We start from the raw sequence: 14108 nt of genomic DNA, 5'->3' as shown, positions 1-14108 counted from the left end.
TCCGTTTCCCTCCTCTCGAAGCAGCGCGAACTACGCCGCCTGTGCCACCCGCTCCGAACTCATCCGGTAGGAGATCGCTTCGGCGAGATGAATGCGGCCGACGGTCTCGCTGGCGTCGAGATCGGCCAGTGTTCTCGCCACCTTCAGCACGCGGTGATAGGCCCGCGCCGAGAAGCCGAGCTTTTCGCTGGCCTCCTTGAGCAGCGACAGGCCCGATGCGTCGGGCATGGCGATCTCCTCGATGACCGCGGGCGCGCAATGCGCATTCGTGGCGGCGCTGGTGACGCCGAGCCGTTCGAAGCGCTCGCGCTGGAGGGCGCGGGCACGCGCAACGCGCAGCGCCACGTCGGCGCTCTTCTCCGCCCGGTCGGGCCGGATCAGGTCGCTGGCCGAGACCGCCGGCACCTCGATCCTGAGGTCGATGCGGTCGAGCAGCGGTCCCGAGATGCGCGCCTGGTAGTCGGTGCGGCAGCGTTCGCCGCGCAGGCAGCGATAGCCGGGCTCGCCGGCCATGCCGCAGCGGCACGGGTTCATCGCCGCCACAAGCTGGATGCGCGCCGGATAGGTGACGCGGTGGTTGGCGCGCGCGATCATGCAGTCACCGGTCTCGAGCGGCTGGCGGAGCGCATCGAGCGTCTGCGGCGTGAATTCGGGAAATTCGTCGAGGAACAGCACGCCGTGGTGCGCAAGCGACACTTCGCCCGGCCGCGCCCGGATGCCGCCGCCGACCATCGCCGCCATCTAGGCCGAATGGTGCGGCGCGCGGAACGGCCGCCGGTCGGTCAGCTTGCCTTCGCCGAGCTCGCCGGCGACGGAGGCGATCATCGACACTTCGAGCAATTCCTTCGGCGCCAGCGGCGGTAGGATCGACGGCAGCCGCTGCGCCAGCATCGATTTTCCCGATCCGGGCGGGCCGACCATCAGCAGGTTGTGCCCGCCGGCCGCCGCCACCTCCAGCGCTCGCTTGGCGGTTTCCTGGCCCTTGATATCGGCAAGATCGGGCAGGTCGCGCGCCGCGGCATGGATACCGGCTTCGGGGCGCGACAGCACCTGCGTGCCGCGAAAATGATTGGCGATGGCGATCAGGCTGCGCGGCGCGAGTATGTCAAAGTCCTTCCCGGCCCAGGCGGCTTCCGGGCCGCAGGCGAAGGGGCAGATCAGGCCCTTGCCTTCGGAATTCGCGCCGATCGCCGCCGGCAGGGCGCCGGCGACCGCCGCGATGGTGCCGTCGAGCGACAATTCGCCAAGCACGACATAGCCGGCCAGCATGTCGCCCGGAATGGCGCCAAGCGCCGCCATCAGGCCGAGCGCGATCGGCAAATCGTAGTGGCTGCCCTCCTTGGGCAGGTCGGCGGGCGCTAGGTTGACAGTGACCTTCTTGGACGGCATCGACAGGCCGGAAGCATGCAGTGCCGCCTGCACCCGTTCGCGGCTTTCGGCCACCGCTTTGTCGGCCAGGCCAACGATGTGCATGTTGACCTTGCCGGGCGCGATCATCACCTGCACGTCGACCGGCACGGCCTCGATGCCCTGGAAAGCAACCGTGCGAACCCGCGCCACCATGTCTTGCCCCCGGATCTGGGCTTGCCCCAAGCCTTTTGCAATCAGGCCGCGAAGGGCCTGGGCCGGAGACAATCACAGTTCCTCGGCTAAATCAAGAACATTACAGGAACACGCAATCGCTTAAGTTGCGGCGCGATTGTCTCCGGTTGCAAAAACGGAACATGGTTAATACAAAATGAAAACGGCTATTTCCGCTTGGCCTCCACCGCGTCCCAGAACAGGCTGGCGATGTCGGCGCCGCCGAAGCGTTTGACTTCGCGCACGCCGGTCGGCGAGGTCACGTTGATCTCGGTCATGTAGTCGCCGATGACGTCGATGCCGACGAGGATGAAGCCGCGTTCCCTCAGTGCCGGCCCGATGCGGGCGCAGATCTCGCGCTCGCGCTCGGTCAGCTCGGTCTTCTCGGCGCGGCCGCCGACATGCATGTTGGAGCGGGAATCGTGCTCGGCCGGCACCCGGTTGATGGCCCCGACCGGTTCGCCGTCGATCAGGATGATGCGCTTGTCGCCCTTGCGCACGTCCTTCAGGTAGCGCTGCACGATGTAGGGCTCACGGAACAACTGGCCGAACATTTCGAGCAGCGAGGCGAGGTTGCGGTCGGCCTCCAGCAGGTGGAAGATGCCCGCGCCGCCATTGCCGTAGAGCGGCTTGACGATGATGTCGCCGAATTCCTTGCGGAAGGCGGCGACCTCCTGGGGATCCTTGGTGATCAGCGTTTCCGGCATCAGGTCGGAAAACTCGGTGACGAAGATCTTTTCCGGGCTGTTGCGCACCCAGGCCGGGTCGTTGACCACCAGCGTCCTGGGGTGGATGCGCTCCAGTATGTGCGTGGTGGTGATGTAGTTCATGTCGAAGGGCGGATCCTGTCTCAGCAGGATCACGTCCATCTCCGACAGGTCGGTTCGCACCTTCTCCCCCAGCGAATAGTGGCTGCCCTTCTCGTCGCGTACCTGCATCTCCTCGATGCGGGCGAACACCTTGCCGTCGCGCAGCGACAGCCGGTCGGGCGTGTAGTGGTAGAGCTGATGGCCGCGCCGCTGCGCCTCCAGCGACAGCGCGAACGAAGTGTCTCCGGCGATCGACACGGTGGAGATGTGGTCCATCTGGACGGCGATTTTCAGCTTCATGGCAGGTCCCCAGCACGGTCGATGAGAGAGCGATATAAGGGTCCCGGCGCCTTCTGCCAATCGGGCCACGCCTCTAGCGGTCGAAGACCAGCCTGGAATAGCCGAGAAAGGACAGCGCCATGGCGGCCAGCGAAGCGAAAGCAAGGGCGGCCAATGGCGGGGTTGTCGGCAGGACGACAAGGATGGCGCAGTAGACCAGATAGTTGGCGATGCTGGTGGCTATGCCGATGCTGCCATAGCGGGCACCTTCCCGCACCAAGCCGCGGCTCGACGGCGAGAAGGTCAGATGCCGGTTTGTCTGCCAGGTGACGCAGAGTGCAAAGCCGATGGACAGCATGCGGGCGCTGAAAGGGCCGAGCGGCGTGACGGCAAGCAGCAGCCAGAGGGCGGCCGCGTCGGCGACGAAGCCGATGCCGCCGGCAAAGAGGAAGCGGATAAGACGGCTCACCGCTTCATGCGGCGCGAGGCGTCTTGCCTGGGCCGGCCTTCGCGGCAGTCGGCTCGCTGGCGCGCTCGCGCCGCTCTATGCGGCCCGAAGGCATCGACAGGTAGAAGATGCGCTTCTGTTCGGCGCGGCCGCGCGACACCGAATCGAGGATCACCCCAGTCACACCAGCCAGCATCGAGAGCAAGAGCAGGCCGACCGACAGCACCCATGTCGGCATGCGCGGCACCAGCCCGGTCTCGGCGAATTCGACCAGCACCGGCGCCATCAGGAACAGGCTCGACGCCAGGAAGACCAGGGCGAAGGCGCCGAAGAAACGCAGCGGTTGCGTTTCCTTCATCAGCATGGCGAACATCCAAAGGATCCTGGCGCCGTCGCGAAACGTCGAAAGCTTCGACGACGAGCCGTCCGGCCGCTTGCCGTAATCGAGCGCGATCTCGCTGACGGGCAATTTGAGCTGCGAGGCATGCACCGACATTTCGGTCTCGATCTCGAAGCCGCCGGAGACGGCCGGGAAGCTCTTGACGAAGCGCCGGGTGAAGACGCGGTAGCCCGAGAAGATGTCGGTGAAATCGCTGCCGAACAGCCCTTTATAGAGGCTGTTGAAGACGCGGTTGCCGAAGGCATGGCCGGTCCTGCCGGCATCGTCGGTGACGCCGCGCCGGGTGCCCACCGCCATGTCGGAGCGCTCGGTCAGAAGCGTGTTGATCAATTGCGGCGCGTCTTCCGGCGCATAGGTGCCGTCGCCGTCGGCCATCAGGTAAATGTCGGCGTCGATGTCGGCGAACATGCGCCGCACCACATTGCCCTTGCCCTGGCGCGGTTCGCGCACCACGATGGCGCCGGCGGCGCGGGCCCTGAGCGCGGTCAGGTCGCGCGAATTGTTGTCGTAGACATAGACCGTCGCCAAAGGCAGCGTCTCGCGGAAGCGCCGCACCACCTCGGCGATCGTCAATTCCTCGTTGTAGCAAGGCAGCAGCACGGCGATGGCGGGTTCGTAGCGAAGCTCTTGCGGCATTTTCCTCTCCGGGTGCCTCGCCGCCACGCGCGGTTCGCGCCGAAAGTCAGGCGCGTTCAGGCGGTTTTACTATTTATTGAAGCCGTTAAGGCTAGGTTTAAGGCCGACTTTACGAGTGTCGATTGGCCGAAAAAGCCCGGCATTCCTGCCAGGGGCGATGGGATGAGCACAGCCAGCAACGGCGCTTCCACCTGGAAGTCCGACATAGCGTTTGCGTTGCTTGCCGCCTTGCTGCTGCTGGCGCTCGATCTCTATGCCGGATTCCCGCAACTGGCCAACCCGGCCGGCGACAATGACAGCCTGCTGCAACTGGTGGAGGTTCGCGACCTCCTGGCCGGCCAGGGCTGGTTCGACCTGCACCAGTACAGGATGGGGCTGGAGGGTGGCTTCGTCATGCACTGGTCGCGGCTGCTCGACGCCCCGCTGGCGCTCGGCATGCTTGCCCTGTCGGCCCTGACGGGCAGTGCCGCTTTGGGCGAGCAGGTCGTGCAGGTGCTTTGGCCTCTCCTGCAATTCTGGCTCGCGCTGTTCTCCATCATGCGCGCCGCGCGCGCTTTCGCCGGCGAGCACGCGGTCCTGCCCGCCGCGGTGGTCGGCGGAGCGGCCTTGTATTATCTCGGAATCTTCTCGCCCGGCGCGCTCGATCACCACAATGTCCAGCTGATGCTGACCTTGGCCGGCTTGGCTTTGCTGCTTGAAGCACCTCGCCACCGGACAGCCGCCCTGTTTGCCGGCGCGTGCGCCACGCTGGCATTGGCGATCGGCATGGAAAGCGCCCCCTATGCTGGAACCCTGGGCGCCATCGTCGCCCTGCTGTTCCTCGTCAGCGGTGGCGGCGAAAGGCTGATCGCCAGGGATTTTGGCTTGGGCGTCACCGCCGTCTCGGCCCTTGTTTTCATCACCACCATACCGGCGTCGGTATGGGGGCAGACCCAGTGCGACACCTTCTCGACCGTGCAGTTCGTGGTTGCCGCGCTTGCCGGCGCCGGCCTTGCGGTCATCGCCTCATGGGGCGCCGCCAATGCGACGTACGGCCGTCGCCTGGCCTCGCTCGGCCTGCTGGCGTTCGTGCTTGTCCTTGTCGTGATGTTTCTGTTCCCGCAATGCCTGGCTGCCCCCTATGCCGGCCTCGACCCGCGCCTCCAGCAGATGTGGCTCGGTCATATCGACGAAGCGCAGTCGATATTCCAGCTCGTCGCGGCCGATCCGGCCAGAGCGGTGGCGCGCTTCGCGACGCCGCTGGTGGCGATCGTCCTGATGGCGCTGCGCCTCGGCAAGGGCGGCTGGCGGCGGCAAGACAGTCTCGTCGGCGCGCTGCTGGTGATGGCTTTCCTGGTCAGTGCCTGGGAGGTCCGCGGCTCGACCTTCTCCATCGCCTTCGCGGTGATCCCGCTTTGCGCCTGGATCGCCGAATGGCGGCAGCGCGCCGAAAACAGCCCGTCCGGCGGCTCCGTGCTCCGTATGGCCGCGGCCTGGCTGATCTCGGTCAATGCGGTTTGGTCCAGCGCTGCCGAGGCGGCATCGAGCGCCTTCCAGACCGGTGCGGCCGTCACCAATGCCGGCATCGATGCACCTTGCAACAGCAAGGCCTCGTTCGCCGTGCTCGCCCGCATGCCTGACACCACGGTGCTGGCCATCTCCAATCTCGGCTCGCCGATCCTGGCCTTTACCGGTCATCGCGCGCTCGCTGGGCCCTACCACCGCAACGTCGCCGGAAACCTGCTCGTATTCGATGCCTTGCTGGGCTCGGCCACTGACGCGAAAGCCGTCGTGGCAAACCATCGCGTCGGGATTGTCGCGCTCTGCCGCGGCAATCCCGAAACCAGGCTTCTCGCAACCAAGGCGCCTGACGGCTTTCTGGCCGGGCTGATGCATGGCAGCGTGCCGGATTGGCTGGAACCGGTGGCGGAGACCCAGGGCGCGCCGCTGGAGCTCTATCGCGTTCGCACCGCCGGTTGAGAATCCGCCTGAGCGACGGCGCCCTTGAGCCCGGGCGGCTTTGCGGAGGGCAACGCGCTCTAGCGGCGAAAAATCGATTTTCCCGATACGTTTCCTAAAGGGTTTGCTGCCAGTCTCGGAAATAAATTCCGACTTCGAGAAACAGGGACACCGATGCAAACTTCGTTTGGCACCGGTCAGGCAAACAGGGAGAGCACGGATCTGGCATTCACCGATCCGTTGACCGGGCTTGGCAACCATCGCCGCTTCTTCGACAAGGTCGATCGCCTGATCAGCGACCGTGCCGACGATCCCGCGCCCTTCACCGTCGGCATTCTCGACCTTGATGGATTCAAGCCGATCAACGATCTGTTCGGCCACAAGGCCGGCGACGACATCCTGATCCAGGTGGCGATGCGCCTGCGCGCCTCGATGGACGGCCATTCCACCGTCTGCCGCATCGGCGCCGACGAATTCGCCTTCCTCTATCCGCTGGTGTTCAGCGAGGAGGCGGCCGCCGAAAAGTCGCGCATGCTGATCGAAATCCTGTCGGCCCCGTATGATGTCGGCGAACGCACGGCGAGGCTGTCGGCCTCCGTCGGCTGTTCGCTGTTCTATTCCGGCGACGAGACCACCGAGATCCTCATCAACAAGGCCGAAACGGCGCTTTACCATGCCAAGCGATCCGGCCGCGGCCGGGTCGTCGTCTATACCCGCGAAATGGAAGAGGCGGCCAAGCGCGTCACCCGCATCGAGCAGGCGCTGCGCCGCGCCGTCTCGGCCGGCGAGGTGGAGCCGCATTTCCAGCCGATCGTCGACCTCACCACGCGCCGCACCATCGGCTTCGAGACGCTGGCGCGCTGGACCGACCGCGATCTCGGCTCGGTGCCGCCGACCGTCTTCATTCCGATCGCCGAGGAGCGCGGCATCATCGGCCCGCTGTCGCAGCTAGTGCTGCGCAAGGCGACCGAGGCGGCGAGAAGCTGGCCGAAGGACCTGTTCCTGTCGTTCAACCTGTCGCCCTCGCAGCTCGTCGACCAGAACACCGGCCTGCACATATTGGCGATCCTCGACCGTACGGGCTTCGATCCGCGCCGGCTGGAGATCGAGATTACCGAGACCGGCCTGATGAACGATCCGGCCTCGGCCGCGCAGATCGTCGAGGACCTGCGCCGCGTCGGCATCCGCGTCTCGCTCGACGATTTCGGCACCGGCCAGTCCTCGCTCGGGCGGCTGCGCGAATTCCATTTCGACAAGTTGAAGATCGACCGCGCCTTCGTCTCCTCCATTCTCGATGACCGCCCGTCGGAGCACATCATCCGCGCCATTCTCGCGATGTGCGAAGGGCTCGGCATGGATGTCGTCGCCGAAGGCATCGAGGAAGAGGCGCAGGCCGACCGGCTCGTCCAGTTCGGCTGCGCCGGTGGGCAGGGCTATCTGTTCGGCAAGCCGGCCGATGCCGACGCCACGCTCGGCTATCTCCGCGATTCCTTCCGCGGCGCCCTGCGCGCCAAGGCGATCTGAACGGGCGATTGGCCCGTTCGATCGAGGCCGTGCCGTGCCTGCGCGCGACCTCCAGGCTTTTTGTCAGACATAAGCCGGAAAATCCGTCTTTTCGCCCTTGCCCGCCGGACCGGTCTGGCTAGGATGCGCGCCGGTCAACCCGGGAGACGAAAACCATGATGCCATCGGCACGTTTTGCCGACCTCGAAAGCGCTTCGGTGCTGATCACCGGCGGCGGCTCCGGCATCGGCGCGGCATTGACCGAGGGTTTCATGCGCCAGGGCGCCAAGGTCGCCTTCGTCGACATCGCCGACAAGCCCAGCACCGCGCTTGCCGACCGCATCGAGAAAGAGCTCGGCCGCCGGCCGCTCTACCTCAAGTCCGATCTGCGCGACATCGAAGCGCTCCGGGCGTCTGCCGCGAAGGCGGCCGAAGCGCATGGCGACGTCACCGTGCTGGTCAACAATGCCGCCTGGGACGAACGCCACGCCGTCGAAGACGTGACGGTGGAGTTTTGGGACAACAACCAGGCGATCAACCTCAGACCGCATTTCTTCACCGCGCAGGCGGTGGCGCCGGGCATGAAGCGGGCCGGCGGCGGCTCGATCATCAATTTCACCTCGACCTCCTACCTGATCAACCACCCCGACATGCCGGCCTACACCGCCGCCAAGGCGGGCATACTCGGCCTCACCAAGGGTTTGGCCGGCAAGCTCGGGCCCGACCGTATCCGCGTCAACGCCGTCGCGCCCGGCTGGGTCATCACGGAACGGCAGCAGGAACGCTGGGTGACGGAGCAGGCGCTTGCCTCTCATGTCGCCAAGCAGTGCATCAAGGACGTCATGCGGCCGGACGATTTGGTCGGCACCGTGCTGTTCCTGGCCTCGGACGCCTCGCGCATGCTGACCGCGCAAATGCTGATCGTCGACGGAGGTTTCCTGTGAGCCCCGGGTTTGCCGGCCCCCGATTTGTCGGCAATGTGCCGGCGGTCGCGGCGCTCGATTGGGGCACGACCCGGCTTCGTGCCTGGCTGATCGACGGCGGCGGCAAGGTGCTTGCCGAGCGTCGCGGCGACGACGGACTGATCACCGCGCGCGAGAAGGGCTTTTCCCGGGTTCTCGAGGGTCATCTCGCCGCCATGGGCGCGCCGGAAACGCTGCCCGTCATCATCTGCGGCATGGCAGGCTCGCGCCAGGGCTGGCTCGAAGCGCCCTATGTCACCGTGCCGGCGCCGATCGGCGCCATCCTGGCCGGCGCGGCCCGCATCCCGGGGGAGAGCCGCGACATTCGTATCGTGCCCGGCCTTGCCCAACGCCTGGCCGATGCGCCAGACGTCATGCGCGGCGAGGAGACGCAGCTTGCCGGCGCCGGTTTGCCGGCAAAGGGGCGTGAAATCGTCTGCATGCCGGGCACCCATTCGAAATGGGTTCTGGTCAAGGACGGCGCCGTTGCCGGCTTCGGCACATGGCCGACCGGCGAGCTGTTCTCGGTGCTGGCCGCGCATTCGATCCTGCGCCATTCGCTCGGCGAGCATCCCGAGCCGGTCGATCCGGAGAACCTTTTCTTCCGCCGCTGGTGTGATGCGGCGTTGAACGAAGGTGGCGACGTCACCGCAAAACTCTTCTCGATCCGCGCCGCCGGTCTGCTCCAGGACATGAAGGCCGACGATGCCGCGGCCTGCCTGTCGGGCCTGCTGATCGGCGGCGAGATCGCCTCGGCGAGGCGCCGCCAGGCTGCGGGCGCCATATCGGTGGTGCTGATTGCCTCGGGCGCGCTCGCGGCGCTTTATCGGCAGGCGCTTGGCCTTGCCGGGCTTGGCGTGCGGACCGTCGACGCGGATGAGGCGGTGCGCGCCGGCCTGGTCGAGGCGGCGCGCGAAAACGGCATGATCGCCAGAACCGGAGTTGCCTGATGAACCAGACCGCTGCGTTCCCGAAGCTCAAGCGCGGGCTGGTCGCCATCCTGCGCGGCCTCAAGCCTGCCGAGGCGGTGGCGATCGGCCAGGCGGTCTTCGATGCCGGCATCGAGGCGATCGAGGTGCCGCTCAATTCACCCGATCCGTTCGCGTCCATCGCCGCCATCCTCAAGGCGCTGCCGCCGGCCGCGCTGGTCGGTGCCGGCACGGTGCTGACGCCAGCCGATGTCGATGGCCTGCACGAAGCCGGCGGCCGGCTGCTGGTCAGTCCCAATATCGATGCCGAGGTGATGGAACGCGCCATGCAATACGGCATGGTCACCATGCCCGGCGTGTTCACGCCCACGGAGGCCTTCCTGGCGATCCGGCTCGGCGCCTCGGCGCTGAAATTCTTCCCGGCCAGCGTGCTCGGCGCGTCGGGCATTTCCGCCATCCGCGCGGTGCTGCCGGCTTCGACATTGGTTGGCGCGGTCGGCGGCGTCTCGGAGAAGGACTTTGCCGGCTACAAGGCCGCCGGCGTCACGGTTTTCGGGCTTGGTTCCAGCCTGTTCAAGCCGGGCATGAGCGTCGACGACGTGGCCGCGCGGGCCCAGGCGGCGGTGACGGCCTGGGACGCGGTGTTCGGCGGAGACGCAGGATGAGCGAAGCGATCGTTTCGGTTTTTTCCGACCATGTCTGCCAGCTCGGCGAGGGGCCGAGCTACGACCCCGCCACAGACACGCTCTACTGGTTAGACATCGTCAAGGGCCATCTCCTGGAAATGCGCCTGTCCGGCGGCGCGGCCCAGGTGCACGAGCTTGGCCGGATGGCCAGCGCTATCGCCATCATCGACGACAAGCGCCAGCTGATCGCCACCGAAACCGGGCTTTTTGTCCGCGACGTCGCCACGGGCAGGATGACGCTGCACACGCCTGTCGAGGCCGACAATCCGGTCACCCGTTCCAACGATTCGCGCGTCCATCCCTGCGGCGCTTTGTGGACCGGCACGATGGGCAAGGGCGAGGAGAAGCGCGCCGGCGCGATCTACTGGTTCTTCAAGGGCGAATTGCGCAAGCTGTTCTCCGACATCACCGTGTCGAACTCGATCTGTTTTTCCGCGGACGGCGCACTCGCCTATTACACCGACACCTCGACCGGCCTGTTGATGCGCGTCGCTTGCGATCCGGCGACCGGCCTGCCGGCGGGCGAGCCGAAGGTGTTCGTTGATCACCGGTCGGCCAAGGGCTTCGTCGACGGCTCCGTGCTCGACCGCGACGGCATCCTGTGGAATGCCGTCTGGGGCGGCAAGGTGATCAAGGGCTACGCCCCGGACGGCAAGCTGGTGCGCACGATCGCCATGCCGGTTACGCAGCCTTCCTGCCCGGCCTTTGTCGGCAAGAACGCCAGCCGGCTGGCGGTTACCTCGGCTTGGCATGGCAAGGACGACAAGCAGCGCCAGCTCGACCCGCAGGCCGGCATGACCTTCCTCCTCGACATCGAGGTCAATGGCCGGTTCGAGCCTCGCGTGCTGATCGCCTAGGGCACCTCAGGTGATGCCGGCCTTTTCGGCTCGGCCTGACTTGAGTCTCGGTACCCCGATGCACCGGGTCTGACGGGATCATTCGGCCGGCTGTCACGCAGGCGTCCGGCCCGCGTCGGTTTCGCGAAAGCCTGACGTCTTCGCCATGCGATGGTGTGGAATTGCATCACTGGGAATCATATCATGTCCAGCCCCAGGCTGATCCTCGTCCACGAGCCGGAAAAGGCCTGCCTCGAGCGGCTCCTCGCCGAGGGCCACGCGCCGGAGCGTGCCGCCGAAATCGTTTCTTACCTGGCGCAATCGACCGATCTCGCGCATGAATTCGACGCCCTCGCTTCTGCCTTCAAACGGCGCGATCTCGGCTTCGCAGCGGTGGAGCTGGACGATGCCGCCGATATGCTCGCCAAGGCCGATCCGGCGGCCACGCTGGTCTGGACGCTGACCGACGGCATCGCCTATTTCCGAGGCGGCACGGCGCCCGCGCTTGCCAGGCTGAACGGCCTGAAGACGATCGGCGCCGAGGACTCGCTGTTCGCGCTCTGCCAGGACAAGTTTCGCTCCGGCGCCGTGCTCGGCGCGCTCGGCCTGCCTGCGCCGCAGGCCGGCCTGGCGCGCAACGGACAATGGCTGGTCGAGCCGCCGGTTTCCGCCGCCGGCTGGTTCGTCAAGCCGAACCGGCTCGGCGCCAAGATCGGCATCTGGCCGGATTCGCGCTGCGGCGATCTCGGCCACGCGCTGGAGCTTAGCCGGCGTGTTTTCGCCGCCTATCGCGACGACGCCGTCGTCCAGCCCTATGTCGGCGGCCGCAATGCGCGCGCCAGTTTCCTCGGCCTGAGGCCGGACACCGGCGTCGAAGCGCTCGGCGTCGCCTTCGTCGAGTCCGGCGGCGATTTCCAGACCATGGAAGACAGCCTGGCGCTTTACGGCGAGACCGGCGAGGCGGCGAAGGCGGCGGGCAAATACGCCGAGCCGCTTCTGCTTCCGGTCGCCGAAAGCCAGCCGGTCGCCGATGCAAAAGTCCGCGCGATCGCCGAACGGCTGATGAGCGGGCTCGGCCTGCGCGACGTGTTCTCCATCGATCTCCGCATCGAGCCCGACGACACCGTTCACCTCATAGAATTCGAAGTCTGCCCCGGCCTGCCCTGCTTCGATTTCCGCGCCTATTGCCGGTCGCAATGGAACCTGGAGCTCGCCGACGCCATGGCCGAAACCGCCGCGAACCGGATGACCCGTTAGCGCGCGGCAAGATTGCCTGCCGTACGCTATCCCAAAGGCATTCGCTCGAATGTCTGCAAGGAAGGATCTATCCTGTCCCAGGCACGGCCGCGGATGGCATATGTGACCACCTGCGGATTGAACTGGCCGGGATCGTCAAGGCTGGTCGCGTGAACCGCTATCAGGTCCGGCCTTGCGACCTGCGTCAGGTAGACCGGCGTTCCACAGGTCGGGCAGAAGGCGTGGATCTTTTCGTTGCCGCTGTCGCCCGCCACCCGCCAGGTGCTCGCTTCGCCCGTGATGATCACATCGGCTCGCCGGGGGAAAGTCAGGTAGGAGCTGTGGCCCGTGCCGCTTCGCTTCTGGCATTCGTGGCATTGGCAGTGGTTTTCGAAGATGGGCTCGCTGCTCGTTTCATAGCGGATCGCACCGCATGCGCATCCGCCGCTATAGTGTTTGGTCATTGTCGTTTTCCCGCAGTCGGATTTGCTGGTCAAGCCGATTTCGGCTTGGCGAAAATATCGATGCCGCTGCCGGTCTCCAGGAAGGATTTCATGCTGGACAGCACCGCCGGCCATCCCTGGCTGACGCCCTTCGCCATGCCGCTGCCGGCTTCGAGTTCGTCATGGCTGACGGTCAGCCGCACCATCGTGTCGTATTCCTCGATGGCGAACGTCACCCGGCTGTGTTTCGACGGATCGTCGGCCTGCGAAGCGTTTGCCCAGGTCATCACGAGACGGGTCGGCGGCGAGATCTCGACGACCTTGCCGACCAGTTCGACGGTGCGCTCGTCATTGGCGCGGATATGTTCCCATTTCGATCCCGCCTTCCAGTCCGAGACGTTCTCATGGCCCCAGTAACGCCGTGCGATGTCGGGCCTGGTTATGGCCTCGAACACTTTTTGCGGCGTCGAGCGGATGTAGGTCACGTAGACAAAGCTGGTCGTCTCTGCGGTCATTTGTCTTCTCCTTCGAGTTCCTGTTTCAGGTCATGCAGCAGGCTGAGCCGCTGGCGTTCGAATTTGCGCACCCAGCGCTCGTAGACCTCGTGCAGCGGCACGGGATTGATGAAATGCAGCTTCTCGCGGCCGCGTTTGACCGTGCTCACCAGATTGGCCGCCTCCAGCAGGTCGATGTGTTGGGTGGCGGATTGCCTGGCCATATCGAGATGTTCGCAAAGCTGGCCCAGCGTCTGCCCGTTCTTCTCGCACAGAAGATCAAGCAGCCTTCTGCGTGTCGGGTCGCCCAGCGCCTTGAAAACCTTGTCCGCGTCCATCGGGTTCACTCTGATGTGAAGCCATAATATGCAGGTAAATACCTGCATGTCAACCCGCGATCGGCCGGCATCAAAATTACCCCCGTGTAAGGGCTGTTCGGACGCGATTGCTAAAGGGATTATGCGTCAGCCATGTCGTGGCCGTTGTCGAACGACTGTGCCGGTTGTCGCTCAAAGACAACCGGTCGGGGCGCCGCCTGCTGGGCCAGGCTGCGGGATGTGAACCTCAGGACTCGTGCAAAGGCCGCGGCCGGCACTGATGCCGGCCGGGATAGCCTCAGACGCCCTCGACCAGCACGATCTCGCCGTCGGCGACCTTCTGGCGAATGGCGGCGGCGCGCTGGTATTCAGGTGAATGGTAGCAGTCATGCGCGGCGGCAAGCGTCTCGAACTCGATGACGACGTTGCGCGCGCGGCCGGCCCCTTCTGCCTTCTCATGCTCGCCGCCGCGCGCCAGGAATTTCGCGCCGAAGCGCTCGAAGGCCGGCTTGGCGGCGGCGACATAATCCTTGTAGCCTTCCGCGTCGCGCACATCGACGCGGGCGATCCAGTATCCCTTGGGCATCCTTCTTCTCCGAAGCCGTTCGTTG

14 protein-coding genes and 1 pseudogene are annotated in these 14108 nt (G+C 65.8%); 7 read left to right on the top strand and 8 right to left on the bottom strand.

Translation table 11 applies throughout. The features are described from left to right. Positions 1-30: 30 nt before the first annotated feature. The 4 genes and pseudogenes from LB547_RS16220 to LB547_RS16205 form a co-directional block, all read right to left on the bottom strand. Positions 31-1563: pseudogene (locus LB547_RS16220) on the bottom strand (YifB family Mg chelatase-like AAA ATPase). A 185-nt stretch (positions 1564-1748) separates the two neighbouring features. Continuing rightward, entirely contained in the window at positions 1749-2690 is a 942-nt protein-coding gene (gene gshB, locus LB547_RS16215) for a glutathione synthase (protein ID WP_140514181.1), read from the bottom strand. A gap of 73 nt (positions 2691-2763) precedes the next feature. Next, positions 2764-3138, bottom strand: a complete 375-nt coding sequence (locus LB547_RS16210; RefSeq protein ID WP_140763057.1) for a GtrA family protein — start codon at positions 3136-3138, stop codon at positions 2764-2766. A 4-nt stretch (positions 3139-3142) separates the two neighbouring features. After that, positions 3143-4153, bottom strand: coding sequence for a glycosyltransferase (locus tag LB547_RS16205; protein WP_140514184.1), 1011 nt, complete (start codon positions 4151-4153; stop codon positions 3143-3145). Between the two features lie 162 nt (positions 4154-4315). On the opposite strand from LB547_RS16205, the gene LB547_RS16200 reads away from it, so the two are divergent. The 7 genes from LB547_RS16200 (at position 4316) to LB547_RS16170 (ending at position 12264) form a co-directional block, all read left to right on the top strand. After that, positions 4316-6112: a GtrA family protein gene (locus tag LB547_RS16200; protein ID WP_140763054.1), complete on the top strand. Its 1797-nt coding sequence runs from the start codon at positions 4316-4318 to the stop codon at positions 6110-6112. A gap of 153 nt (positions 6113-6265) precedes the next feature. Further along, on the top strand, positions 6266-7615 hold the full coding sequence (locus LB547_RS16195) for a putative bifunctional diguanylate cyclase/phosphodiesterase (RefSeq protein ID WP_140491655.1): 1350 nt from the start codon (positions 6266-6268) through the stop codon (positions 7613-7615). Positions 7616-7770: 155 nt separating this feature from the next. Continuing rightward, positions 7771-8538 carry an SDR family NAD(P)-dependent oxidoreductase gene (locus tag LB547_RS16190; protein ID WP_140662524.1) on the top strand — a complete coding sequence of 256 codons (768 nt, stop codon included), beginning with the start codon at positions 7771-7773 and terminating at the stop codon, positions 8536-8538. Then, positions 8535-9506, top strand: a complete 972-nt coding sequence (locus LB547_RS16185) for a 2-dehydro-3-deoxygalactonokinase (protein ID WP_140763051.1) — start codon at positions 8535-8537, stop codon at positions 9504-9506. The genes LB547_RS16190 and LB547_RS16185 overlap by 4 nt, the downstream gene beginning before the upstream one ends. After that, positions 9506-10150: a 2-dehydro-3-deoxy-6-phosphogalactonate aldolase gene (locus LB547_RS16180; RefSeq protein WP_140524327.1), complete on the top strand. Its 645-nt coding sequence runs from the start codon at positions 9506-9508 to the stop codon at positions 10148-10150. The genes LB547_RS16185 and LB547_RS16180 overlap by 1 nt, the downstream gene beginning before the upstream one ends. Further along, positions 10147-11028 (top strand): SMP-30/gluconolactonase/LRE family protein, encoded by an 882-nt coding sequence (locus LB547_RS16175; protein WP_140763048.1) that lies wholly within the window; start codon positions 10147-10149, stop codon positions 11026-11028. Before LB547_RS16180 ends, LB547_RS16175 begins: the two co-directional genes overlap by 4 nt. 183 nt (positions 11029-11211) lie before the next feature. Then, positions 11212-12264 (top strand): D-alanine:D-lactate ligase-like protein, encoded by a 1053-nt coding sequence (locus LB547_RS16170; protein ID WP_140763045.1) that lies wholly within the window; start codon positions 11212-11214, stop codon positions 12262-12264. Positions 12265-12290: 26 nt separating this feature from the next. Here LB547_RS16170 and LB547_RS16165 read toward each other — a convergent pair whose 3' ends face one another. The 4 genes from LB547_RS16165 to LB547_RS16150 all read right to left on the bottom strand — a co-directional run bounded on the left by LB547_RS16165 (position 12291) and on the right by LB547_RS16150 (position 14083). Beyond that, positions 12291-12707 carry a GFA family protein gene (locus LB547_RS16165; protein ID WP_140763080.1) on the bottom strand — a complete coding sequence of 139 codons (417 nt, stop codon included), beginning with the start codon at positions 12705-12707 and terminating at the stop codon, positions 12291-12293. A gap of 29 nt (positions 12708-12736) precedes the next feature. Continuing rightward, positions 12737-13201, bottom strand: a complete 465-nt coding sequence (locus LB547_RS16160) for an SRPBCC family protein (protein WP_140491642.1) — start codon at positions 13199-13201, stop codon at positions 12737-12739. Next, on the bottom strand, positions 13198-13518 hold the full coding sequence (locus LB547_RS16155; protein WP_140491640.1) for an ArsR/SmtB family transcription factor: 321 nt from the start codon (positions 13516-13518) through the stop codon (positions 13198-13200). The genes LB547_RS16160 and LB547_RS16155 overlap by 4 nt, the downstream gene beginning before the upstream one ends. Positions 13519-13795: 277 nt before the next feature. Next, on the bottom strand, positions 13796-14083 hold the full coding sequence (locus LB547_RS16150; RefSeq protein WP_140491638.1) for a DUF1330 domain-containing protein: 288 nt from the start codon (positions 14081-14083) through the stop codon (positions 13796-13798). Positions 14084-14108 lie beyond the last annotated feature (25 nt).

Origin of the sequence: Mesorhizobium sp. B264B1B (assembly GCF_020165765.1) — a bacterium.
GTDB lineage: Bacteria > Pseudomonadota > Alphaproteobacteria > Rhizobiales > Rhizobiaceae > Mesorhizobium.
This window is presented reverse-complemented; position numbering and strand designations above follow the sequence as displayed.